The following is a 21,680-nucleotide window of genomic DNA, read 5'->3' on the forward strand; positions in this document are numbered from 1 at the left end:
ACGTAACGTCATGTTAATGATCTTCCCGCTTGGGCCTCTCGTGGTCCACGAGGCGGTAGGCGACGACGTGGTTGACCGCACGCCCTCGACCGGCCACTAGCCCGTCGCCTGACCGTCATTTCCGCCGACTAAGGACGTGCCTTGCTCGTGAGTTCGAGCGGGGCCGAGAAGAAGGATTGCCTGCATGACCGAAGCCGCCACCTCCTGGCCCGTCCACGGCCGCATCAGCGGTCCCATCGTGATGATCGGCTTCGGCTCGATCGGTCGCGGGACCCTTCCGCTCATCGAGCGTCACTTCGAATACGACAAGGCGCGCTTCACTGTCGTCGAGCCCTCGGATGCGCACAAGTCCCTGGCCGATCAGCATGGCCTGCGCTTCGAGCACGTGGCGCTGACCAAGGACAATTACCGCGAGGTCCTCACGCCCCTCCTCACCGAGGGCGGCGGGCAGGGCTTCTGCGTGAACGTGTCCGTGGACACCTATTCCCGCGCCATCATGGAATTGTGCCGTGAACTCGGCGCCTTCTACATCGACACCGTCGCCGAGCCCTGGCCCGGATTCTATTTCGACAAGTCCAAGGGCCAGGGCGACCGCACCAACTACGCCCTGCGCCAGGATATCCTCGATGCGCGCGCCGCCAACCCCGGTGGCACCACCGCCGTCTCGTGCTGTGGCGCCAATCCGGGCATGGTTTCCTGGTTCGTGAAGCAGGGGCTCCTCAACGTCGCGTCCGATCTCGGCCTGACCACGCCGGAACCGAAGACCCGTGACCAGTGGGCCGCCCTCATGCGCGAGGTCGGCATCAAGGGCATCCATATCGCCGAGCGCGACACCCAGCGCGCCAAGGGCCCGAAGCCCATGGGAGTCTTCGTCAACACCTGGTCGGTGGAGGGCTTCGTCTCCGAGGGCAACCAGCCGGCCGAGCTCGGCTGGGGCACCCACGAGACCTGGCGTCCTGACAATGCCCGCGACCAGGAGAAGGGCTCGCGCTGCGCCATCTACCTGCTCCAGCCCGGCGCCGACACGCGCGTTCGCTCGTGGACTCCGACGGCCCAGAGCCAGTTCGGCTTCCTCGTGACGCATAACGAGGCCGTGTCGATCTCCGATTACTACACGGTGCTGGAGGGCGAGCGCGCCGCCTACCGCCCAACCTGTCACTACGCTTACCACCCCTGCAACGACGCCGTGCTCTCGCTTCACGAGATGTTCGGCAAGGCCGCCGAAGTGCAGGAGAAGCACCACATCCTCGACGAGAACGAGATCGTCGATGGGATCGACGAACTCGGCGTGCTCCTCTACGGCCACGAGAAGAACGCCTATTGGTTCGGCTCGCAGCTCTCCATTGAGGAGACCCGCCGCATCGCGCCCTACCAGAACGCCACCGGCCTTCAGGTGACCTCGGCCGTGCTCGCCGGCATGGTCTGGGCGCTGGAGAACCCGGAAGCCGGCATCGTCGAGGCCGACGAGATGGACTTCCGCCGCTGCCTCGAAGTGCAGATGCCGTATCTCGGCCCTGTCGTTGGCGTGTACACGGACTGGACGCCGCTCACCGGCCGTCCGGGCCTGTTCCCCGAGAACATCGACGAGACCGACCCCTGGCAGTTCCGGAACGTCCTCGTTCAGAGCTGAATGGACGAACGGAGCGCGGGATCGTACTCCCCGCGCTCCGTACCTTCTGCTTGGCGCCAAGTGTCAGGCCATGATGGGCGAGCACCAACGCTACGTCTTTCTCCGGGCCGCGCTGTGGGGGCCGGGATCCTGCCCGATCACGACTGCATAGCGGCTTCCTCTGCACGGATGTTGCAGGGTTCCGGCGGGATGCTACCATCCCGTATCCGATCGGGAGCCCCCGCCATGGCCGTCGCCGCGCGCCGCGATACCCGCATGACCGTCGCCGAGTTCCGCCCCTGGGCCGAGCCCCGGCCCGACGAGGAACGCTGGGAACTGATCGACGGCATAGCCCTGCTGATGTCGCCGCCTTCCGCGCGCCACCAGCGCATCGTTTCCAACCTGATCCGTCGCCTCGACGAGCTCGCAGAACGCCGGGGCTGCAACGCGCTTCCCGGCCTCGGCGTGCTCAGCGCGGCGATGGACGATTTCGCGCCGATCCCCGACATCGTCGTCACCTGCGGCCCCCTGGGTCAGGATGGCTATACCAGCGACCCCTTGCTGGTGGCCGAGGTCCTGTCCCCGAGCACGATGAGTCTGGATCGCGGTCGCAAGACCGATTTCTACCGCTCTGTGCCGAGCCTACGGACCTTCCTCATCGTTTCGCAGGACGAGGTCAGGGTCGAGGCCTGGCGCCGGACCGAGGCGGGGAGCTGGACGGTCGAGGCCCTGTACCGTGACGACAGCCTCGACCTTCCCGAACTCGGTGGCGCCGTGCCGGTCGGCGCCCTCTATACCGGACTGCCCCTCTGAGCCTCTCATCGCCCTCGCCGCGTCAGGTCCCGCCCTTGCCCCATTTTGAAGATTTCTACGCCGACAAGCTGCGCGGTTCTCTGGGAGTCACCGATGCGGAATCCGTTCTCGACCTTCGCGGGACGAATCGTCCGACGGCCGAAGCATCCTTGAATGACATGCTGGAGCGCAGTCGCTTCGGCAAAGGCAAGACCGTGGCGATCCGCTTCGATCCCCCGCCGGAAGGAGGCGGAGAGACCCTGTTCCAGCCCGTTGGGCGGCTGTTGCTCGACGCGAAGCGCAAGGGGATCGTCGACAGGCTCCAGACCCTTCCGGCAGGAGACGGCCTCGGATTCTATGTGGCCCTCGCCGGGAAGACGACGCGTTCGAACGAGTAGGAGGAGCGGGTCTCGCGCCGGCAATGAAGTGAGGGCCATGCCGGAGCGGTCCGAGCCCGATCGGCGTTGGGGATGGTACGGCACATCCAGCCGTCTCCGAAGCACGCCATCGTGAAGGTCACCTCGTGAATCGACTGGGCCGCAATACCATCGAGCGTCTGGCGCGCATGGGGTTCGGTGCGCGAGGCATCGTCTACTGCATCGTCGGCGGGCTGGCGCTCCTCGCGGCACTAGGCCAAGGCGGTCGAGCGGGCGACAGCGAGAGTGCGATCCGCTGGGTCTTCCTCGGCCCGTTCGGGGTGATCCTCGTCGGCCTCATCGCTTTGGGTCTGTTCGGCTTCGCGACCTGGCGCCTCGTCGAATCCGTTACCGACGCCGACCGCCATGGGACTTCGGCGAAGGGGATCGTGGTTCGTCTGGCCCATTTTGGCAGTGGCATCGTCGCGGCCGGCCTCGGCATCACGGCGGCGAGCCTTGCACTCGGCCTGGGCCGAAGCGCGGGTGGCGGCGATGGCTTGCAGGACTGGACCGCCTGGCTCTTGGCGAAGCCGTTCGGTCCCTGGCTCGTCGGCCTGATCGGCCTCGGAATCATCGGCGGCGGGATCGCCTTTCTGGTGAAGGCCTGGAAGGGCGATGTCACGGACCGCCTCGCCCTTGACGAAGCCCATTGCCGATGGGTCAAGCCGCTCGGCCAGTTCGGTTATGGCGCTCGCGGGATCGCGTTCCTCATCATCGGCGGCTTCGTCATCGTCGCTGCCTGGTACCAGGCCTCCTCGGAGGTAAAGGGTCTGGCCGGTGCCTTCTCGGCCCTGCGGTCCCAACCCTATGGTACGGCTCTCCTCGGCGTCGTTGCGGCGGGGCATCTCGCTTTCGGCGTGTTTGGTCTCATCCAGGCACGGTATCGCCACATCGATGCGCCGGACCTTGACGAAACCGACGATGCGGTCAGGCGTGCGGTGCAGTCCTTGACGTGATGGGCGGCTTCTCGGTTCGCGGATGCGTTGACAGAGAGGCATCCCGTCGCCGATACCGCGCCCGGCCCGGAGCCCATGAAGCAGCGCATCTACAAGTCGGCGGTGATGGTGGTCCACGATTGCGTGGCGACCGTCCTGGCCGTGACCCTCACCTTCGTCTTTCGGTTCAACGGTGAGTTGCTCTCCGAACGCTTGCACGCGCTTCCGATTCTTCTGCCGCCTTTCGTCGGCTTCGCCGCGCTGGTCTACAGCTGGTTCAAGCTCTACCGAACCAAGTGGCGCTTCGCCTCGCTCCCTGATCTTGCCGGGATCGTACGTGCGGCGAGCGTGCTTGCCCTGACTCTTCTCGTGGTCGATTACGTGCTCGTTTCCGCGAGCATGTACGGTTTCTACTTCTTCGGAAAGATCGCCATCGCCCTGTATTGGGTGCTGCAGATCTTCCTGTTAGGCGGCACCCGGCTCGCCTTCCGCTACCTGAAATATTCTCGCTCGCGGCAGAGCCAGGCTCGCGGCGCCACGACCCCGACGCTGCTGCTGGGACGCGGCAGGGATATCGAGCTTCTCCTTCGGGCCATCGAAGCGGGCTCGGTGCGACACCTGTCCCCCAAGGGCATCCTGTCGCCGCGCAGCAACGAGACCGGACAGATCATGCGCGGCATCCCCGTGCTGGGTGGATTTTCGGACCTCGAACGCGTCGTCGCGAACCTCGCCGCCGAGGGATCTCCCGTGCGCCGCCTCGTCGCCGTGCCCAACGCCCTGACGCCCGAGGCCGGCCCCGACGACCTGATCGCCCGCGCCCGGCGCCTCGGCGTCCCGCTCTCTCGGGTCACGAGTCTCGGCGAGGGGATGCGCGATGCCGAACTGGCGCCCCTGGAGATCGAGGACCTGCTCCTTCGGCCCACCGTGTCCATCGACCGGCCGCGCCTGGAACGATTCCTCAAGGGAACGCGCGTCATCGTCACCGGAGGCGGCGGCTCGATCGGCTCGGAGATCGTCGCCCGGGCCGTCGCCTTCGGCGCGGCTTCGGTCCTGGTCTTGGAAAATTCCGAGCCGGCCCTCCACGGCATCCTGAGCCAGCCAGCCATTGCGGCGGCGGACGTGACCGGCGCTCTGTGCGACGTCCGCGACCGGGAGCGTCTGCACGGCGTCTTCGCCGACTTCCGGCCGGATTACGTGTTCCACGCCGCTGCCCTGAAGCAGGTGCCGTATTTGGAGCGGGACTGGCCCGAGGGCATCAAGACCAACGTCCTCGGTTCCATCAACGTGGCGGATGCGACGGTCGCCGCCGGCGCCCGCGCCATGGTGATGATCTCCACCGACAAGGCCATCGAGCCGGTCTCCCAACTCGGCGTCACCAAGCGTCTGGCGGAGATGGTGGCTCAGGCTCTCGATGCCGAGCAGGCCGTCGCGCCGCAGGAAAAGCCGACCCGGCTGATCGCGGTGCGGTTCGGCAACGTGCTGGGCTCCGTTGGGTCGGTGGTCCCGGTGTTCAAGGCGCAGATCGCTCGGGGCGGCCCGGTCACCGTCACCGATGCGGAGATGGTGCGCTATTTCATGACCGTGCGCGAGGCCGCCGACCTCGTTCTCACCGCCGCTTCCCACGGCGACCGCGAGGGACGCTGCCTCTCCCTGACCACCCCCGAATCCGACCAGCGTGCGGCGGTCTACGTGCTGAAGATGGGCCAGCCCGTGCGCATTCTCGATCTCGCCGAGCGCATGATCCGGCTCGCCGGATTCGAGCCCGGCGAGGATATCGAGGTGGTCTTCACCGGATCGCGGCCGGGAGAGCGCTTGAACGAGATCCTGTTCGCCCGCGAGGAGCCGCGTGTCGCCCTCGACGGGATCGACGGCGTCATGGCGGCCAAGCCCGTCTTCGCCGACAGGTCCGTGTTGGAAAGCTGGATCGCGGCGTTGAAGCGGGCGGTGGAGACCCATGACAGGGCCGCCGCCGACCTGGTGTTCGAGACCGCCATTCCGGATTATCGCAACCGGCCGAAATGCGTCCCCGAGCCGAAGCCGGCCCCGGTGACCGTGCCGGCTTAAGCTGCCGTATCGCCGCGGGACAGGGCGGCGAGCCCTTCGGAGGAGGTCTGAGCGGGCGTCCACCCCAGCGCCGACAGCCTGTCGGAACGCGCTACGAGATCCCCCGACAGGCGCTCGAAGACCTCTCCCCGACCCGTCACCCGGCAGGCCAGGCCGAGCAGGCTCGGCGGACAGGGAACGAGGCCGGCGCGCCGGCCCAGGCCCGCCCTCAACGCAGCGATCATCTCGGGCAATCTGAGCGCGTCGGGTTCGGCCGCCACCAGGGCACGGCCGAGCGGCCCTTGGTGATGCAAGACCGTGACGATGGCGGCCGACAGGTTTTCCACCGAGATCAGCGACCGGCGCCCCGTCAGGTTCGCGAACGGCAGGGGATAGGGTGTGCGTGCGAGCCGCAGGAGTGCTGCCATGTTGCCCTTCACCCCCGCGCCGTAGACGAGGACCGGACGCAGGGCGACCCAGTCGATCCCGATCTCGGCCAAGGCTTCCTCGGCGGCGAGTTTCGAGCGGCCATAGGCATCCGTGGGATGGGGCCGGTCATTTTCAGTGATGGTTCCCGTCGCGCTGATTCCGCTCTGTGCTCTGATCGAGGAGAGAAACACGAAGCGCCCGACCCGCGCCTTGGCCGCGGCTTCGGCGAGACGTCGCGTCGCCTCGATGTTCGAAGAGCGGTAATCGTCCTCCGGCGTGCCGGACATGGCATGGGCGAGGCCGGCGGAATGAACGATGGCATCGACGCCGGACAACGCCGCCGCCATGTTCATGGGACGGCTCAAATCGCCCACCACGGCCCCACTGGCACCGGGCGGCAGCTCGACCGGTCGTCGCAGCAGCACCCGGACCCGGTAGCCCTGATCGGACAGCGAGCGCAGCAGGTGGCGGCCGATGAAGCCGGTGGCACCGGTGAGCGCGATGACGTTTCCGCTCAAGGGGCTTTTCCTCTTTGCATCGTCGAGAACTGCCGCAGCACCAGGGCGACGAGGGCCGTGCCCGCGCCCATCGCAATGAGCGTGACGAGCGGGGACGGCCAAAGCAAGGTCGCCCCCGCAAGGATCGCCAGGGCGACGTCGAGCAGGAAGACCCGGGTGACGACCTCCATCACCGAGAAGCCGTTCGTGGTGGCGCGCTGGTAGAAATGGCTGCGATGCGCCTGCCAGACTGGCTCGCCCTTGGTGGCACGGCGCAGCAGCGTCAGCGTGGCATCGGCGAGGTAGTAGAGCGGAAGCAGGATGGCGGCCGCCAGCCCGCCCTGCAGGCTCAACCGATACAGAAGCCACGCCACGAGAAGGCCGATGGGAAGGGAGCCGACATCGCCCAGGAACAGGCGGGCCACCGGGCGATTGAAGGGCGCGAATCCGATCAACGCACCGAGGAGGGATGCGGCGACGAGGGTCGGCAACGGCGGCAGACCGCCGACGAGTCCGAGGAGCATGAGCGCGCCGGTGACCGGCACCATGGCCGAGACCGTCATCCAGTCGAGACCGTCCATGAAGTTCGTCAGGTTCACGAACCACACCCCGGCCAGGACCGCGAAAGCCCGTTCGGCGGCGAGCGGCACGTCCGGGATCAGCCGGCCATCCACGGACAGGACGAGAGCTGCCACGACGAGCGTCTGGAGACCGAGCCGGAGGGAGGCCGGCAGCGGCCGAATGTCGTCCACGGCGCCGACCACGGCGAGGATCAGGGTCGCGTGAGCCAGGACCAGCGCTTCCATCGCGTCCCGCATCGGCGGCGTCAGCGATGCCAGGAGCCCGCAGGCGGCAAGGATCGCGAGGACGATGGCGATGCCCGCACCCTGGGGCGTCGGGACGCTATGGCTCGACCGAGCGATCGGACGCGCAAGGGCGTATCGCTGCAGGAGTGGTTTCAGAAGGACAATCAGGACCGCGCTGAGGCCGGCAGCCAGCGGTACGGCGACGAGCGGCGCGAAGGGCATTGTCGTGTGAGGTTCCGCTGGTGTCGACGGGTCGTGCGCACGCCGTACCTCGCCTCACCTCGGGAGAGAAGTGCCCCGTGCTCGGGACCGGCACCTCTCCCCCGCCCGTTCCGCAGACGCCCTCCCCCGAATCGGAGAGGGATATGCGGCGCTAGAATACCGTCTCACCACCCCTGACGGAGGAGCCGCCGATTCCGGCGGCGGCATCCGCCTTCTCGGCGGCGCGCTTGTCGAGGGCGCGGCCCACCACCTTGGCGATGCCGATCATGATCGTGTCGAGGATGTAGTCCTTCGGCGTGTAGACCGCCGTGACGCCCATGTTCTTGAGCACGAGTTCGTCCTCCGGCGAGATGATGCCGCCCACGACGAGGGGGACGTGGTCGAGGCCGGCTTCCCGCATCTTCGCCTTCACGTCGCGCACCAGCGGAACGTGGCTGCCGGACAGGATCGACAGGCCGACCACGTGGGCGCCGGTCTCCTTGGCTTTCGCCACGATCTCGGCCGGGGTCTGGCGGATGCCGTCATAGGTTACGTCGAACCCGACGTCGCGGGCACGGAGCGCGATTTGCTCGGCGCCGTTCGAATGGCCGTCGAGGCCGGGCTTGCCGACGACGAGCTTGGGCGTCTCGCCCAGGCGCTCGCCGAGATCGGCGATGAGGAGCTTGGCGTCCTCGGCGGCACCCGAGGAGATCGTCTCGAGGCTGACGCCGGTGGGGGCACGGTATTCGCCGAAGACCTGGCGCAGGCGCGTGCCCCATTCGCCGGTGGTGACGCCGGCCTTCGCCGCCGCGATCGAGACCGGCATGATGTTGGCGCCCGAGCGCGCGGCGGCTTCGAGCTCGTCGAGGGCCTTCTCCACGGCCTTGCCGTCACGCTTGGCCCGCCAGTCGCGGATGCGCTGCTCGGCTTCCATCTCCACCGTCTCGGAGACCGTGAAGATGGCGCCCTCCCCGGCCGTGAGGGGTGAGGGCTCACCGGCCTGGAACTTGTTGACGCCGACGACGACCTGATCGCCCGCCTCGATGGCCGAGATGCGCTTGGCGTTGGATTCCACGAGGGCGCGCTTCAGCGCCCCGGTCTCGACCGCCGCCACCGCGCCGCCGATGCCGCCGATCTCCTTGAGCGCCGCGCGGGTCTCTTCCTTGAGGGATTCGACCTTGGCGTCGATGACCTTCGACCCGTCGAAGATGTCGTCGTATTCGAGGAGGTCGGTCTCGAAGGCGAGGATCTGCTGCATGCGCATGGACCATTGCTGGTCCCAGGGGCGCGGCAGGCCGAGAGCCTCGTTCCAGGCCGGCAACTGCACGGCACGGGCGCGGGCGCGTTTCGACAGGGTGACGGCCAGCATCTCGATGAGGATGCGGTGGACGTTGTTCTCGGGCTGCTGCTCGGTGAGACCGAGGCTGTTGACCTGAACGCCATAGCGAAAAATGCGCTTCTTCGGGTCGGTGATGCCGTAGCGCTCCTGGGCGATCTCGTCCCACAGTTCCGAGAACGCCCGCATCTTGCAGATCTCGGTCACGAACCGCATGCCGGCATTCACGAAGAACGAGATGCGGCTGAACACGTCGGCGAAGCTCGCCTCGTCGAAATCGGGGTCGTCGCGCACCGTGTCGAGCACTGCGATGGCGATGGCCAGCGCGTAGGAGAGCTCCTGCACCGGCGTCGCTCCGGCCTCCTGCAGGTGGTAGGAACACACGTTCATCGGGTTCCACTTCGGCACTTCCTTGGTCGTGAACAGGATCACGTCCTTGGTCAGGCGAAGCGAGGGCGCGGGCGGGAACACATAGGTGCCGCGCGAGAGATACTCCTTGATGATGTCGTTCTGAGTGGTGCCCTGGAGGCCGGCGAAGGGCACGCCCTGCTCCTCGGCCACCGCGAGATAGAGCGACAGCAGCCACGGCGCCGTGGCGTTGATCGTCATCGAGGTGTTCATCTGCGAGAGCGGGATCTGATCGAACAACGCCCGCATGTCGCCGAGATGCGCGATCGACACGCCGACCTTGCCGACCTCGCCGCGCGCCAGTTCGTGGTCGGGATCGTAGCCGGTCTGGGTCGGCAGATCGAAGGCCACCGACAGGCCGGTCTGACCCTTGGCGAGGTTGCCCCGGTAGAGGGCGTTCGATTCCTTGGCGTTGGAATGGCCGGCATAGGTCCTGATGATCCAGGGCTTGTCGCGCTTGACCTCGGCGACGGTCGCACTCGCGCTCATTCCACTGACTCCACTCGATTCCAACGGCCGCGCCATCTCGCGCTTATTGTGCGGCACCCTATCCAAGCCTCGGGCGTCCGTCATCTGGCCGAAGGTCGGACTTCTCGGCTCATGGCTCAGAATGTTTCGAAAAATTCTAGACGCCAGGATCAAGCGAATTAAAGGACGTCGCACGACAAGGCAGATGCGAAGTCGCTCTAAAGCATTGATTTCGATGCGGAATGCGCCGACTTTGCCAGTCTGTTGAAGCAACAATATTTTGAATACACAAATTGGCCCGGCCGACGGCTCCGGTGCGGAAGCGTGGTGACGGGTCATGGCCATTTAGGGGGCCTTGGAGCAGTTCAGGTTCGTCGATATAGGGTCGCTCAGAAGAATAACCGGGAGAGCCAAGATGTCGGCGAGTGCGGCCTTGAATACGAGCGAGGGCAAGGACCTCTACGAGTTGGGCGAGATCCCGCCCCTCGGCCACGTTCCTGCGAAGATGTATGCCTGGGCGATCCGGCGTGAGCGTCACGGTCCGCCGGAAGAATCGATGCAGGTCGAGGTGGTGCCGACCTGGGAGATCGGTGACGACGAAGTGCTGGTCTACGTCATGGCCGCCGGCATCAATTACAACGGCGTGTGGGCCGGGCTCGGCGAGCCGATCTCCCCCTTCGACGTTCACAAGGCCGACTACCACATCGCCGGTTCGGATGCCTCGGGCATCGTCTGGGCCGTGGGTGCCAAGGTGAAGCGCTGGAAGGTCGGCGACGAGGTCATCGTCCATTGTAACCGCGATGACGGCGATGACGAGGAGTGCAACGGCGGCGACCCGATGTTCTCGCCCTCGCAGCGGATCTGGGGCTACGAGACGCCCGACGGCTCGTTCGCGCAGTTCTGCCGGGTGCAGTCGCGCCAGCTGATGAAGCGGCCGCAGCACCTCACCTGGGAGGAAGGCGCCTGCTACACACTGACCCTCGCAACCGCCTACCGCATGCTGTTCGGCCACGCTCCCCACACGGTGAAGCCGGGCCAGAACGTGCTCATCTGGGGCGCCTCGGGCGGTCTCGGCGTGTTCGGCGTCCAGCTCTGCGCGGCGTCCGGTGCGAACGCCATCGCGGTCATCTCGGACGAGTCGAAGCGCGACTACGTGATGAGCCTCGGCGCCAAGGGCGTCATCAACCGCAAGGACTTCGATTGCTGGGGCCAGCTGCCCAAGGTGAACTCGCCGGAATTCCACGCCTGGACCAAGGAAGCCCGGAAGTTCGGTAAGGCGATCTGGGACATCACCGGCAAGGGCAACGACGTCGACATCGTCTTCGAGCATCCCGGCGAGGCGACCTTCCCGGTCTCGGCGCTCGTCGTGAAGCGTGGCGGCATGGTGGTGTTCTGCGCCGGCACCACCGGCTTCAACATCACCTTCGATGCTCGCTACGTCTGGATGCGCCAGAAGCGCATTCAGGGCTCGCACTTCGCCCATCTGAAGCAAGCCTCGGCCGCCAACCAGTTCGTTCTGGACCAGCGCATCGACCCGTGCATGAGCGAGGTGTTCCCGTGGGACAAGATCCCCCAGGCGCACACCAAGATGTGGAAGAACCAGCACCCGCCCGGCAACATGGCCTGCCTCGTCAACGCTCCCCGCGCCGGGCTGCGGACGCTGGAAGACGTGATCGAGGCCGGTCCCCTGAAGCGCTGAGGTCGAGAAGCGTGCTCAGCGCTTGCCGCCTTCGGCGGGCAGGTGCTGGGCATAGGCCTCGCGCTCTTCGCGCTCCTTGATCAGATCGGCATAGGCCTGGCGCATTTCCGGTGACACGGAAACGCTCCGGGCCTTTTCCTTTTTGCGCTTGGGCGCCTTCTTGAACTGATTGGCGGTCTCGTTCATCGCGTCATCCCGGTCATTGATCGCAGCTACCATAAGCGGCTTCGACGACTGCGGCGAGACAGGCTTACAGCCAACCACACGCGGTGCTAAACATCTCTCTGGATTCTTTTCGGCCGACGAAAGCACCGTGTGCCCTGCCCTTCCACCTCAGGATGAGGTTCATAGCCGGGGAGACGAGCGCGGAACTCTCAACCACCCGGACTTCGAGCATCATGGAAAAGTTCACGACCCTGACCGGCGTTGCCGCGCCGATGCGCATCACCAACGTCGATACCGACCGGATCATCCCGAAGCAGTATCTCAAGACGATCAAGCGCACCGGGCTGGGCAAGGGCCTGTTCTCCGAGATGCGCTACAACGACGACGGCTCCGAGAACCCGGATTTCGTCCTCAACCAGCCGGCCTATCGCAACGCCAAGGTGTTGGTGGCCGGCGACAATTTCGGCTGCGGCTCGTCGCGGGAGCACGCGCCCTGGGCGCTCGCCGATTTTGGCATCCGCTGCATCATCTCCACGAGCTTCGCCGACATCTTCTTCAACAACTGCGCCAAGAACGGCATCCTCGCCATCATCGTCTCGCCTGAGGATCTGGAGAAGCTGTTTGACGATGCCGAGCGCGGCGCCAACGCCACCCTGACGATCGATCTGGAAAGCCAGACCATCAAGGGGCCGGATGGCGGCACCCTGCATTTCGACATCGATTCCGGGCGCAAGGAGAGCCTGCTCAATGGGCTCGACGAGATCGGCCTGACCCTCAAGCGCGCGCCCAAGATCGACGCCTACGAGGAGAAGCTCGCCGCGCGCGGATTTGCCTGAGCGCCAGCATCATCACGGTTCGTTTACCATGCGCGCGGCTTAAAGGTCGGGAAACGCCGAAACCCGCCGGGAGACCGCCCATGACGTCGCGCGCGAAGCTGACCGCCCTCCTCTGCCTCGCGAGTGCGGCAGCATCCGTACCGGCCAAGGCCGACTTCCGCTCCTGCCTCGCCTCGCTTCAGGCGGAGGCGGCCTCGCAGGGGATCTCGGCCCAGACCTTCCGCGCGGCGACCGACGGCATCGCCTTCGACGACAAGGTCATCGAACTCTCCCAGGCGCAGCCCGAGTTCAAGACACCGATCTGGGACTACATGGCCGCCCTCGTCGACGAGGAGCGGGTGGATGACGGCAAGGCGGCGATGAAGCAGCATGGCCAGGCCCTCGCCAATGCGGAGGCGCGCTATGGCGTCGACCGTTACACCATTGCCGCCGTATGGGGCGTCGAATCGAACTTCGGCAAGAATCTCGGCAAGATGCCGCTGGTTCAATCCTTCGCCACCCTGATCTGCTCGAATCACCGCCGCGCGGGCTTCTTCAAGGGCGAGCTGATGGCGACCCTGAAGATCATCGAGCGCGGCGACATCGACCCGTCCCGCCTCACGGGGTCATGGGCCGGCGCCTTCGGCCAGACCCAGTTCATGCCCACCACCTACCAGCGCCTCGCCGTCGATGGCGACGGTGACGGGCGCCGCGACCTCGTGGATTCGGTGCCCGACGCGGTGGCCTCCACCGCCAACTTCCTGCGCGTGGCCAAATGGTCGAACGGCCAGCCCTGGGGCTACGAGGTGCGTGTGCCGAAAGGCTTCAATGCCGGGGCCGCCGGGCGCAAGAACAAGCACGCCGTGGCGCATTGGGCCTCCATGGGTGTCACCCGGATCGACGGACGCCCGCTTTCCGGAGACGGCCCTGCCGGCATCCTGCTCCCGGCCGGCATCAACGGCCCGGCTTTCCTAGTGACCCGGAATTTCGACGCCCTCTATTCCTACAATGCCGCCGAATCCTATGGTCTCGCCATCGCGGTGCTGTCCGACCGCCTGCGCGGTCGCTCGGGCGTCCAGGCGGAATGGCCCACCGACGATCCGCCCCTGTCGCGCGCCGAGCGCCGCGACCTTCAGACCAGATTAGCGGCCCAGGGCTACGATGTCGGCGAACCGGACGGTAAGGTCGGCGCCAAGACCCGCGACGCGATCAAGGCCATCGAGCGCAAGCTCGGCATGCCGCAGACCGGGCGACCGGGCGGCAAGGTGCTCGAGGCCCTGCGCCGGGGATAGTGGTGTGACGGGGTCGGGACGTCCTCGTTCTGTCGGCCGCCCCGAACTTCGATGCGCTCTTTCTGGGACGCTGATGAAGCTGACCCCTCATCCGAGGCAGCGCCGGTTGCTGCCTCGGGCTGTGACGCCCAAGGCTTCGGCCGGAAGTAATGTTTCCGACGACATCTTCTCATCACTTGAACTCGAGCGGCGTGATTTCTTTTGTAAGATGACGCCGATATCTATCGTTATTTATCGAGATCGCTTCCGGAAGTAAAAACTCGATTTAATTTGCTGTGTGCCGTCATCTTACCGATGATCTTTTTCATTGTGCTTTGGCGGGACCACGTTCGAATCGAGTCATGCGGTTAATCCGTCTCTCCGAACGCAATGTCTCGCATTTCCTCATGGCCCGTGTGACGCCGCACCCTGTTCGCGGACTGGGCTGTTTGGCGTAGGATTAGGCATTATTGGACGCTCGTTGATCCTTATGTAGCTGAAACATGCACTAAGGAAAATCATGTTGTATAAAAATGTAGCAATTGCCGCCGTGCTCATTCTAGCGACGGCTTCCTCGGCCGCGGTTGCCCAGACGGCGGGGAAGCGCGGCGTTCAACAGCGTCACCAAGATATCGACGCGACTCATGCGATCGACCAGCGCTATGAGCCGTCGCGGATGTTGAGCCCTGCGCCGAAGCAGGAAATGAAAATGATCCCCTTCCCCCGTGGCGGGCGGATGGAAATGATCCTCGTGCCGGCCAATCCGTCTTCGTAACTGTTGCAATCGAGGATGGGGTGGGTCGAGCATGTCTCGGGATACGAGACTGCTTTGGGATAGACGCCGACGCGGCGTCCATCCGCCAACGAAAAAGGCCGGGCATTGCCCGGCCTTTCGCAATTCTAACGAGCCGCGTCGGAAAGCCTACTCGGCGGCGGTCTTTGCAGCAGACTTCGCGGCCTTCTCGGCCTTACGGGCGTCCTTGTTGGCCTTCGAGGCATCGGCCTTGGCGGCCTTCTCGGCGGGACGGTCGGCGCGCTCGACGATACGGGCCGACTTACCGCGACGATCGCGCAGGTAGTACAGCTTGGCCCGACGCACCTTGCCGCGGCGCACGACGGCGATCGAATCGATCATCGGCGAGTAGACCGGGAAGACGCGCTCGACGCCTTCGCCGTAGGAAATCTTGCGGACGGTGAAGCTCTCGTTGAGGCCGCCACCGGAGCGCGCGATGCACACGCCTTCATAGGCCTGCACGCGGGTACGCTCGCCTTCCTTCACCTTCACGTTCACGGTCACCGTGTCGCCGGGCTGGAAGTCGGGAATGGTCTTGCCGAGCGCAGCGATCTGCTCCTGCTCGAGCTGCTGGATGATGTTCATGGTCAAGTTCCTGCCGGTGCGCGCCCGCGATCCCAGGAGGGGAATGCGTGCGTCAGGATTTCGGCATCCTGTTTTGAGTTGCCGCGGGCCATACAGGAAGCATCGACGCTTGTCGACATCCTGCACAGTGAAAGCGCGTCGGGGGTATGACCGCGGAGGTGTGCCGGTTGAGAAAATCCCGCGCGCGGTCCACATGAATACAGAGGCGCGGGCCATTCCCGGCGCCCTTCCCGGCCGGCCTTGAACCGGCGCAGCGGACGAGGATACATCAAAGCCATGTTCATCCAGACCGAAGCCACCCCGAACCCCGCCACCCTGAAGTTCCTTCCCGGCCGCGTGGTTCTGCCCGAATCGACCTTCGAGGCGCGCGATGTCGAATCCGCCGCGCGCTCTCCCCTGGCGCAGCGCCTGTTCGACGTACCCGGCGTCGCGGGCGTGTATTTCGGCCACGACTTCATCTCGGTGACCAAGATCGAGAACGAGCATGGCTGGCCGCAGGTGAAGCCCGCGATCCTCGGTGCGATCATGGAGCACTTCCAGTCGGGCGCCCCGGTCCTGGCCGAGGGCGTCGTCCTCGGCGGAGACGATGCGGAGGAGTTCTACGACGAGGCGGACCACGACACCGTCGTCACCATCAAGGACCTGCTCGAGACCCGCGTGCGCCCGGCCGTGGCCAGCGATGGCGGCGACATCACCTTCCGCGGGTTCAAGGAGGGCGTGGTCTACCTGGAAATGAAGGGTGCCTGTTCCGGCTGCCCGTCCTCCACCGCCACCCTCCGGCACGGCGTGCAGAACCTGTTCAAGCACTTCCTCCCCGAGGTGCGCGAGGTCCAGGCGGTCTGATCGCCGTCGCAAGCGCGCAACACCCCGCCTCCTTCGTCGCTTTAGAGGCCGCTCCGCACTGACGGGGCGGCCTTTTCCGTCCTAAACTCCCATGCCCGACGGGCATCCCGATCTGGAGTGACGTTGCGTATCCTGGCTATCGACACGGCGCTCGACGCCTGCTCCGTCTGCATCGCGACGGATCTCTCCGACGATCTCCTCGCCGAAGAATCCATGACGCTGGCCCGTGGCCATGCCGAGGCGCTGCTTCCCATGCTCGAACGCGTGATGGCGCGGGTGGAGGGCGGGTTCGAGAGCCTCGACCGGGTCGCCGTCACCGTCGGTCCCGGGAGCTATACCGGTCTGCGCGTCGGCCTGTCGGCCGCCAGGGCCGTCGGGCTCGCCGCACAGATTCCGGTGGTCGGCGTCACCACCCTCTCGGGGCTCCTGGCCCCGCTCCTCGCCACGAACGGCCAGGGCCTGATCGCAGCCGCGATCGATGCCCGGCACGGCTCGGTGTATTTTCAGGCCATGAACATGGCGGAAGGCATCGTCGTGCCTCCGAGCCTGTTGCGGCTGGAGGAAGCGGCCGATCACGTCGGCCGCGACACCGTCACCCTCGTCGGGTCAGGCGCACCCGCCCTAGCGAGCCTGCTCAGGTCCCGCGGCATCGCCGCGACGGTCAGCGATGCCGGGCCGCCGCAGATCGCCTGGATCGCCTCCCTCGGCATGCTGGCCGACCCCGCCCAAGCCCTGGCACGCCCCCTCTACCTGCGCGGACCGGACGCCACTCCCCAGGATCACGCGAGGCTGGCCCGTCGATGAATCGTCCCGTCTCTCCGCTCTGGGCTCTCGATTGGTGGCTGGCCTGGTGGGACGCCTGGGGTGGCGAGCCCTATGTCACGCCCCTGCGCGATTCCTCCTCCGCTGCCGCCCTCGCCCGCCTCCATGCCACCGCCTTCGCACGGCCGTGGGACGCCCATGAATTCGAGCGGATGCTGTGCGAGCGCTCCACCGAGGCCCATGCCCTGTGGCGCGCCGGTGCGATCCAAGGCTTCATCCTCTCGCGCCGCGTGGCCGACGAGGCCGAGATTCTCACCGTCGTCCTGGCGCCTGCCGTGCGCGGAGGGGGCCTGAGCCACAAGCTCGTGCGCGAGCATCTCGGGCATCTGGCATTGAACGGCGTGCGCAACGTCCATCTCGAAGTCGACGAGGGCAATGCCGCCGCCCTGAAGCTCTATGCCCGTCACGGGTTCAAGCAGGTCGGCGAGCGGACGGGGTATTATGCCCGCCCCGATGGCAGCCGCGCGACAGCCTTCACCATGACGTCGTCCCTGTCGTGAGCCGCGATTCGTGATCGGCGGCGGGCGATGACGCGTCTCGGCACCGTCTTCCGGCTCCTGATCTGCGTCCTCGCCTTCGGGGTACTGGTCGGGCCGCACCTTCTCAGCTTGAGATTCGGGCGGGGGCGCATCGCCGCGCATACGCCGACCTACTTCCACCGGATCTTCCTGGCGCTGTTCTCGGTGAGGGTGACGCAGAGTGGCACGCCGCCGGCCCTGGGCGAGCCGGCCCTCGTCCTGTCCAACCATATCTCCTGGCTCGATATCCTCGTCCTCGGGTCGCTGCGACCGCTCTCCTTCGTGGCGAAATCGGAGATTTCCGGCTGGCCCGTGGTGGGAACCCTGGCCCGTCTCCAGCGCACCGTCTTCATCGACCGGGCGCGCCGTGCGGCCACCGCCAGCGTCAACGCCACGGTGGCGGGCCGGTTGACCGACGGCGATCTCATCGTCCTCTTCGCCGAGGGCACGACGGGGGACGGAACGCGGCTGCTGCCGTTCCGCTCTTCCCTGGTGGGCGCCGCCCGCGCCGCCATCGATGCCGAGGGCGGTTCGCGCGACAGGGTGCGGCTCCAGCCCCTCGCCCTCACCTATCCGCGCCGCAACGGCCTGCCCGTGGTCCGCTCGGAGCGGCCGGGCATCGCCTGGTACGGCGACATGGAACTCGCGCCGCATCTCGCGGTGTTCCTCCGGGACGGTCCGATCGACGTCCACGTGGTCTGGGGCGATCCCATCGCCTTCGAGGCCGGGACGGACCGCAAGCGCGCCACAGCCATGGCCGAGGCCTCGGTGCGCAGGGCAATGCAGGCCTCGGTGACGGGGCGGTGGGAGACCGGGACGGCGGTTCAATCGGCTCCGCCACGCGCCGCCGAGGCGTTGCCTGCCTCGGATATCGCCGCCTGACTCCCTTCAGGCGCCCATGATCCGCGGCTCGATGGCCGCAAAAGCGTCGATCTCCCGAGTTCGTTGGAACAACGATGTTCGTTGTCGCCCTGCGTGATTGCGGTGCAGCAAGACGTCACGGCGTTCGGTGAAGGTCAGTCTTTGTCGCGGTCGCGCGTAGAGTGTCGTGAGGAAGCGACGGGCCGGGTGAAACGTGGTAGCACCGCCGACAGCAATGGGCGTCCGAGCGACGCCTGAGGTTCATAAGGTGCTGGAACGGTCGCGTTGAAGAAAGCCTTCGTCAAATCCTACGGCTGCCAGATGAACGCCTACGATGCAGGCCGCATGTCGGACCTGCTCGCCAGCCAAGGCTATGCCGCCACGGAAAGCGTCGAGGAGGCGGATGTCGTCGTCCTCAACACCTGCCACATCCGCGAGAAGGCCGCCGACAAGGTCTACTCCGAACTCGGGCGCCTGCGCGTTCTGAAGACGGCCCGAGCCGAGGCCGGCCTGGACACCCGGATCGTGGTCGCTGGCTGCGTTGCGCAGGCCGAAGGCAAGGAGATCCTGGCGCGGGCGCCCTCGGTCGATGTGGTCGTCGGCCCACAGAACTACCATCGCCTGCCCGATCTCCTCACCCGTTCCGCCTCGACGCGCGTGGTCGATACGGAGTTTCCCGTCGAGGACAAGTTCGACCATCTGCCCATCCGCCGGACGGCGGCCGTATCCTCCTTCCTCACCGTACAGGAAGGCTGCGACAAATTCTGTGCCTTCTGCGTCGTGCCCTACACGCGCGGCGCCGAAGTCTCGCGCTCTGTGGAGGCGATCCTGGACGAGGCGCGCAAACTTGTTCGGGGCGGCGCGCGCGAACTCACGCTGATCGGGCAGAACGTTAACGCCTATCACGGGGCCGGGGCCGACGGCGTTCCGGTGACGCTTCCCACGCTGATGCGCGCTCTCGAGTCGATCCCCGGCCTCCTGCGCCTGCGCTATACCACGAGTCACCCCAACGACATGGCCGATGACTTGGTCCGGGCACATGGGGAAATCGCCGCTTTGATGCCCTATCTGCATCTCCCGGTGCAGTCGGGCTCCACCCGCGTACTGCAGGCGATGAACCGCAAGCATACGGGCGACCAGTATCGACGGCTCATTGAGCGCGTGCGCCGGGTCCGGCCGGATATCGCCCTGTCCTCCGACTTCATCGTTGGGTTTCCCGGCGAGACCGACGTGGAGTTCGACGAGACGATGCGCCTCGTGGCCGAGATCGGCTTCGCGTCGGCCTATTCATTCAAGTACAGCCCGCGCCCCGGTACGCCGGCCGCCGAGCGCGAGGACGCCGTGCCCCAGGTCGTGAAGTCCGAGCGCCTCGCAGCCCTCCAGGCCTTGCTCGATAACCAGCGCCACGCCTTCAACGCGTCCGCCGTGGGCCATGTCGTGGAGGTGCTGGTGGAGAAGGCCGGCCGCCATCCGGGGCAGGTCGCCGGCAAGACGCCGCATCTTCTGCCCGTCCAATTCGACGCTCCGGCCGCCACCATCGGTACGGTCGTGCCCGTGCGCGTGGTCCGTGCCGGCTCGAACAGCCTGTTCGGCGAAGCCGTCACCGACGAGGCGGCGGCCGCTTGAAAGCGCGCATGCCACGGAATCGCACCTCCGCCCCGGGCGACGGGCCGGCCGCGTCATGCCGTTCTCAAATCACTCGCAACGTTCGCGAGACCCACAGCAAGGAGACTCTGCGTGCCGGCATCTGACGGTCTGAGTGGACGGGGGGGGGCCTTGCGGGGGCGTGGGCCAGCGGCGCGGATAGGTGAGATCGTGGAGACGGTGGACGTATCACTGACCTTCGACGACAACCGGCTCGCGAGCCTCGTCTTCGGCCAGTACGACCAGAACGTGGCCCATATCGAGCGACGCCTCGCCGTCACCGCCACGGCTTTGGGCAACCACCTCGTGGTGAAGGGGCCGCCGGATTCCGCCGAGAAGGCGCGCAAAGTCTTCGAGCGGCTCTATGCCCGCGTGACGGCGAGCGGCACCGCTCTGACCCTCGGCGATGTCGACGGCGCGATCCAGGAGACGACGCTTCAGGGCAACCTCTTCCCCACCGCCGAAGTGAGTGCCGAGCCGGACCGTCCGCATTTCGACCAGATCGCCACGCGCAAGCGCGGCGCCGTGCGAGCCAGGAACGCGGCGCAGGACACCTACATCAAGCTCCTTCGCAACCACGAACTCGTCTTCGCCGAAGGCCCCGCCGGCACCGGCAAGACCTGGCTCGCGGTGGGCTACGCGGTGTCCCTGCTGGAACAGGGCCATGTGGAACGTCTGATCCTGTCGCGCCCCGCCGTCGAGGCCGGCGAGCGTCTCGGCTTCCTGCCCGGCGACATGCGCGAGAAGGTCGATCCCTACCTGCGCCCGATCTACGACGCGCTCTACGACTTCATGGAGGCACGGCACGTGGACCGCAGCCTGCAGACCGGCGTCATCGAGATCGCGCCCCTGGCCTTCATGCGCGGGCGGACCTTGACCAACGCGGTGGTCCTTCTCGACGAGGCCCAGAACACCACCTCGATGCAGATGAAGATGTTCCTTACGCGTCTCGGCGAGAACTCGCGGATGATCATCACCGGTGATCCGAGCCAGGTCGATCTCCCGCCCGGCCAGAAATCCGGCCTCGTCGAGGCCGTGAACATCCTCGACGGCGTCGAGGGGATCGGCCGGGTCACCTTCCGCGACGTCGACGTGGTGCGCCACGACCTCGTTCGCCGCATCGTGACGGCCTATGAAACCGCCGCCCATGGCGAGGGCGGTGCGGATCGCTCGCCCACGTCACGCCGCCGTCCCCTGGCCTGACGTCGATGCCCGAGATCGAATCCGAGATCGACGTCGCCGTGGAGGACCCCCGCTGGGGATCGGTGGTGCCGGATCTCGAAGCCTTCGTCGTCCGTGCTGTCGAGGCGGGGATCGCCATCGCCCCGGACGTGCCGGATCATCCGGTGGAGGTGAGCGTGCTTCTCACCACCGATGCCGTGGTCCAGGACCTGAACCGGACCTGGCGCGGCAAGGACAAGCCCACCAACGTCCTGTCCTTTCCTGCTCCGCCGCAACCCGCCCATGCGGGTGTTGCGGTGCCCCTCGGCGATGTCGTTCTTGCGTATGACACGATGCTGCGCGAGAGTGCCGAGCAGGGAAAACCGCTTCAAGATCACCTCGCGCACCTTTTGATCCATGGCACTCTTCATCTTCTCGGCCAGGACCACGAGACCGGCGACGCGGATGCGAACGCCATGGAGGCCTTGGAGACCGAAGCCCTGCACGGCCTCGGTATTCCAGACCCTTATGCCGACTGAGGGGCGATTCCGCCCGCAATCCCA

Annotated in this window: 21 protein-coding genes; 16 read left to right on the plus strand and 5 right to left on the minus strand. The window is 66.4% G+C overall.

Going from position 1 to position 21,680, the window contains the following annotated elements:
• The first annotated feature begins 184 nt into the window (after positions 1–184).
• From ASF26_RS15325 to ASF26_RS15345, 5 genes are all read left to right on the plus strand, one after another.
• Complete coding sequence (locus tag ASF26_RS15325; protein ID WP_056255591.1) at positions 185–1,630, plus strand: saccharopine dehydrogenase NADP-binding domain-containing protein; 1,446 nt, start codon at positions 185–187, stop codon at positions 1,628–1,630.
• A gap of 225 nt (positions 1,631–1,855) precedes the next feature.
• On the plus strand, positions 1,856–2,422 hold the full coding sequence (locus ASF26_RS15330) for a Uma2 family endonuclease (protein ID WP_056255594.1): 567 nt from the start codon (positions 1,856–1,858) through the stop codon (positions 2,420–2,422).
• 35 nt (positions 2,423–2,457) lie between these two features.
• Positions 2,458–2,799, plus strand: coding sequence for a hypothetical protein (locus ASF26_RS15335; RefSeq protein WP_056158688.1), 342 nt, complete (start codon positions 2,458–2,460; stop codon positions 2,797–2,799).
• Between the two features lie 167 nt (positions 2,800–2,966).
• Positions 2,967–3,773, plus strand: a complete 807-nt coding sequence (locus tag ASF26_RS15340; RefSeq protein WP_056255837.1) for a DUF1206 domain-containing protein — start codon at positions 2,967–2,969, stop codon at positions 3,771–3,773.
• A 75-nt stretch (positions 3,774–3,848) separates the two neighbouring features.
• Entirely contained in the window at positions 3,849–5,816 is a 1,968-nt protein-coding gene (locus ASF26_RS15345) for an SDR family NAD(P)-dependent oxidoreductase (RefSeq protein ID WP_056255596.1), read from the plus strand.
• Here the strand turns inward: ASF26_RS15345 and ASF26_RS15350 are convergent.
• The 3 genes from ASF26_RS15350 to ASF26_RS15360 form a co-directional block, all read right to left on the minus strand.
• A complete protein-coding gene (locus ASF26_RS15350; protein WP_056255598.1) occupies positions 5,813–6,742 on the minus strand; it encodes an NAD-dependent epimerase/dehydratase family protein in 930 nt (309 codons plus the stop codon). The two genes, ASF26_RS15345 and ASF26_RS15350, sit on opposite strands and share 4 nt — an antisense overlap.
• On the minus strand, positions 6,739–7,749 hold the full coding sequence (locus tag ASF26_RS15355; protein ID WP_056255601.1) for a glycosyltransferase family 4 protein: 1,011 nt from the start codon (positions 7,747–7,749) through the stop codon (positions 6,739–6,741). The genes ASF26_RS15350 and ASF26_RS15355 overlap by 4 nt, the downstream gene beginning before the upstream one ends.
• Before the next feature lie 151 nt (positions 7,750–7,900).
• Complete coding sequence (locus ASF26_RS15360) at positions 7,901–9,961, minus strand: protein meaA (protein WP_056145927.1); 2,061 nt, start codon at positions 9,959–9,961, stop codon at positions 7,901–7,903.
• 394 nt (positions 9,962–10,355) lie between these two features.
• On the opposite strand from ASF26_RS15360, the gene ccrA reads away from it, so the two are divergent.
• On the plus strand, positions 10,356–11,639 hold the full coding sequence (gene ccrA / locus ASF26_RS15365) for a crotonyl-CoA carboxylase/reductase (protein WP_056255602.1): 1,284 nt from the start codon (positions 10,356–10,358) through the stop codon (positions 11,637–11,639).
• A gap of 15 nt (positions 11,640–11,654) precedes the next feature.
• On the opposite strand, the gene ASF26_RS23170 is transcribed toward ccrA, so the two are convergent.
• Positions 11,655–11,825: a hypothetical protein gene (locus ASF26_RS23170; protein ID WP_187273293.1), complete on the minus strand. Its 171-nt coding sequence runs from the start codon at positions 11,823–11,825 to the stop codon at positions 11,655–11,657.
• Positions 11,826–12,037: 212 nt separating this feature from the next.
• Between ASF26_RS23170 and leuD the strand changes: the two genes are divergently transcribed.
• From leuD to ASF26_RS15385, 3 genes are all read left to right on the plus strand, one after another.
• Positions 12,038–12,640 (plus strand): 3-isopropylmalate dehydratase small subunit, encoded by a 603-nt coding sequence (leuD, locus tag ASF26_RS15375; protein WP_056255605.1) that lies wholly within the window; start codon positions 12,038–12,040, stop codon positions 12,638–12,640.
• A gap of 80 nt (positions 12,641–12,720) precedes the next feature.
• Positions 12,721–13,911, plus strand: coding sequence for a lytic murein transglycosylase (locus ASF26_RS15380; RefSeq protein WP_056255607.1), 1,191 nt, complete (start codon positions 12,721–12,723; stop codon positions 13,909–13,911).
• Between the two features lie 499 nt (positions 13,912–14,410).
• Positions 14,411–14,665, plus strand: a complete 255-nt coding sequence (locus ASF26_RS15385; RefSeq protein WP_056255610.1) for a hypothetical protein — start codon at positions 14,411–14,413, stop codon at positions 14,663–14,665.
• 147 nt (positions 14,666–14,812) lie between these two features.
• Here the strand turns inward: ASF26_RS15385 and rplS are convergent, their stop codons facing one another.
• Positions 14,813–15,268 carry a 50S ribosomal protein L19 gene (rplS, locus tag ASF26_RS15390; RefSeq protein WP_018042354.1) on the minus strand — a complete coding sequence of 152 codons (456 nt, stop codon included), beginning with the start codon at positions 15,266–15,268 and terminating at the stop codon, positions 14,813–14,815.
• 276 nt (positions 15,269–15,544) lie between these two features.
• Here rplS and ASF26_RS15395 point away from each other — a divergent pair, with 276 nt between their 5' ends.
• The 7 genes from ASF26_RS15395 to ybeY all read left to right on the plus strand — a co-directional run bounded on the left by ASF26_RS15395 (position 15,545) and on the right by ybeY (position 21,656).
• Positions 15,545–16,111: a NifU family protein gene (locus tag ASF26_RS15395; protein WP_056158707.1), complete on the plus strand. Its 567-nt coding sequence runs from the start codon at positions 15,545–15,547 to the stop codon at positions 16,109–16,111.
• A 123-nt stretch (positions 16,112–16,234) separates the two neighbouring features.
• The gene (gene tsaB / locus ASF26_RS15400; RefSeq protein ID WP_056255839.1) at positions 16,235–16,915 is read left to right on the plus strand and encodes a tRNA (adenosine(37)-N6)-threonylcarbamoyltransferase complex dimerization subunit type 1 TsaB; all 681 of its coding nucleotides are present in this window, start codon (positions 16,235–16,237) and stop codon (positions 16,913–16,915) included.
• Complete coding sequence (locus tag ASF26_RS15405) at positions 16,912–17,433, plus strand: GNAT family N-acetyltransferase (protein ID WP_056255612.1); 522 nt, start codon at positions 16,912–16,914, stop codon at positions 17,431–17,433. The genes tsaB and ASF26_RS15405 overlap by 4 nt, the downstream gene beginning before the upstream one ends.
• Before the next feature lie 27 nt (positions 17,434–17,460).
• On the plus strand, positions 17,461–18,333 hold the full coding sequence (locus tag ASF26_RS15410) for a lysophospholipid acyltransferase family protein (RefSeq protein WP_056255614.1): 873 nt from the start codon (positions 17,461–17,463) through the stop codon (positions 18,331–18,333).
• A gap of 264 nt (positions 18,334–18,597) precedes the next feature.
• On the plus strand, positions 18,598–19,938 hold the full coding sequence (gene miaB, locus ASF26_RS15415; RefSeq protein ID WP_056255616.1) for a tRNA (N6-isopentenyl adenosine(37)-C2)-methylthiotransferase MiaB: 1,341 nt from the start codon (positions 18,598–18,600) through the stop codon (positions 19,936–19,938).
• 150 nt (positions 19,939–20,088) lie between these two features.
• A complete protein-coding gene (locus tag ASF26_RS15420) occupies positions 20,089–21,159 on the plus strand; it encodes a PhoH family protein (protein WP_187273295.1) in 1,071 nt (356 codons plus the stop codon).
• Positions 21,160–21,164: 5 nt separating this feature from the next.
• Complete coding sequence (gene ybeY / locus ASF26_RS15425) at positions 21,165–21,656, plus strand: rRNA maturation RNase YbeY (protein ID WP_056255621.1); 492 nt, start codon at positions 21,165–21,167, stop codon at positions 21,654–21,656.
• Positions 21,657–21,680 lie beyond the last annotated feature (24 nt).

Source organism: Methylobacterium sp. Leaf93 (genome assembly GCF_001422345.1).
GTDB classification, from domain to species: Bacteria; Pseudomonadota; Alphaproteobacteria; order Rhizobiales; family Beijerinckiaceae; genus Methylobacterium; species Methylobacterium bullatum.

What these genes read in the sequence shown, in the direction of transcription:
- ASF26_RS15325 (WP_056255591.1), top strand. Translation starts at nt 185, where the DNA reads ATGACCGAAGCCGCCACCTCCTGGCCCGTCCACGGCCGCATCAGCGGT.
- ASF26_RS15330 (WP_056255594.1), top strand. Translation starts at nt 1,856, where the DNA reads ATGGCCGTCGCCGCGCGCCGCGATACCCGCATGACCGTCGCCGAGTTC.
- ASF26_RS15340 (WP_056255837.1), top strand. Translation starts at nt 2,967, where the DNA reads ATGGGGTTCGGTGCGCGAGGCATCGTCTACTGCATCGTCGGCGGGCTG.
- ASF26_RS15345 (WP_056255596.1), top strand. Translation starts at nt 3,849, where the DNA reads ATGAAGCAGCGCATCTACAAGTCGGCGGTGATGGTGGTCCACGATTGC.
- ASF26_RS15355 (WP_056255601.1), bottom strand. Translation starts at nt 7,749, where the DNA reads ATGCCCTTCGCGCCGCTCGTCGCCGTACCGCTGGCTGCCGGCCTCAGC.
- ASF26_RS15360 (WP_056145927.1), bottom strand. Translation starts at nt 9,961, where the DNA reads ATGAGCGCGAGTGCGACCGTCGCCGAGGTCAAGCGCGACAAGCCCTGG.
- ccrA (WP_056255602.1), top strand. Translation starts at nt 10,356, where the DNA reads ATGTCGGCGAGTGCGGCCTTGAATACGAGCGAGGGCAAGGACCTCTAC.
- ASF26_RS23170 (WP_187273293.1), bottom strand. Translation starts at nt 11,825, where the DNA reads ATGAACGAGACCGCCAATCAGTTCAAGAAGGCGCCCAAGCGCAAAAAG.
- leuD (WP_056255605.1), top strand. Translation starts at nt 12,038, where the DNA reads ATGGAAAAGTTCACGACCCTGACCGGCGTTGCCGCGCCGATGCGCATC.
- ASF26_RS15380 (WP_056255607.1), top strand. Translation starts at nt 12,721, where the DNA reads ATGACGTCGCGCGCGAAGCTGACCGCCCTCCTCTGCCTCGCGAGTGCG.
- ASF26_RS15385 (WP_056255610.1), top strand. Translation starts at nt 14,411, where the DNA reads ATGTTGTATAAAAATGTAGCAATTGCCGCCGTGCTCATTCTAGCGACG.
- rplS (WP_018042354.1), bottom strand. Translation starts at nt 15,268, where the DNA reads ATGAACATCATCCAGCAGCTCGAGCAGGAGCAGATCGCTGCGCTCGGC.
- ASF26_RS15395 (WP_056158707.1), top strand. Translation starts at nt 15,545, where the DNA reads ATGTTCATCCAGACCGAAGCCACCCCGAACCCCGCCACCCTGAAGTTC.
- ASF26_RS15405 (WP_056255612.1), top strand. Translation starts at nt 16,912, where the DNA reads ATGAATCGTCCCGTCTCTCCGCTCTGGGCTCTCGATTGGTGGCTGGCC.
- ASF26_RS15410 (WP_056255614.1), top strand. Translation starts at nt 17,461, where the DNA reads ATGACGCGTCTCGGCACCGTCTTCCGGCTCCTGATCTGCGTCCTCGCC.
- ybeY (WP_056255621.1), top strand. Translation starts at nt 21,165, where the DNA reads ATGCCCGAGATCGAATCCGAGATCGACGTCGCCGTGGAGGACCCCCGC.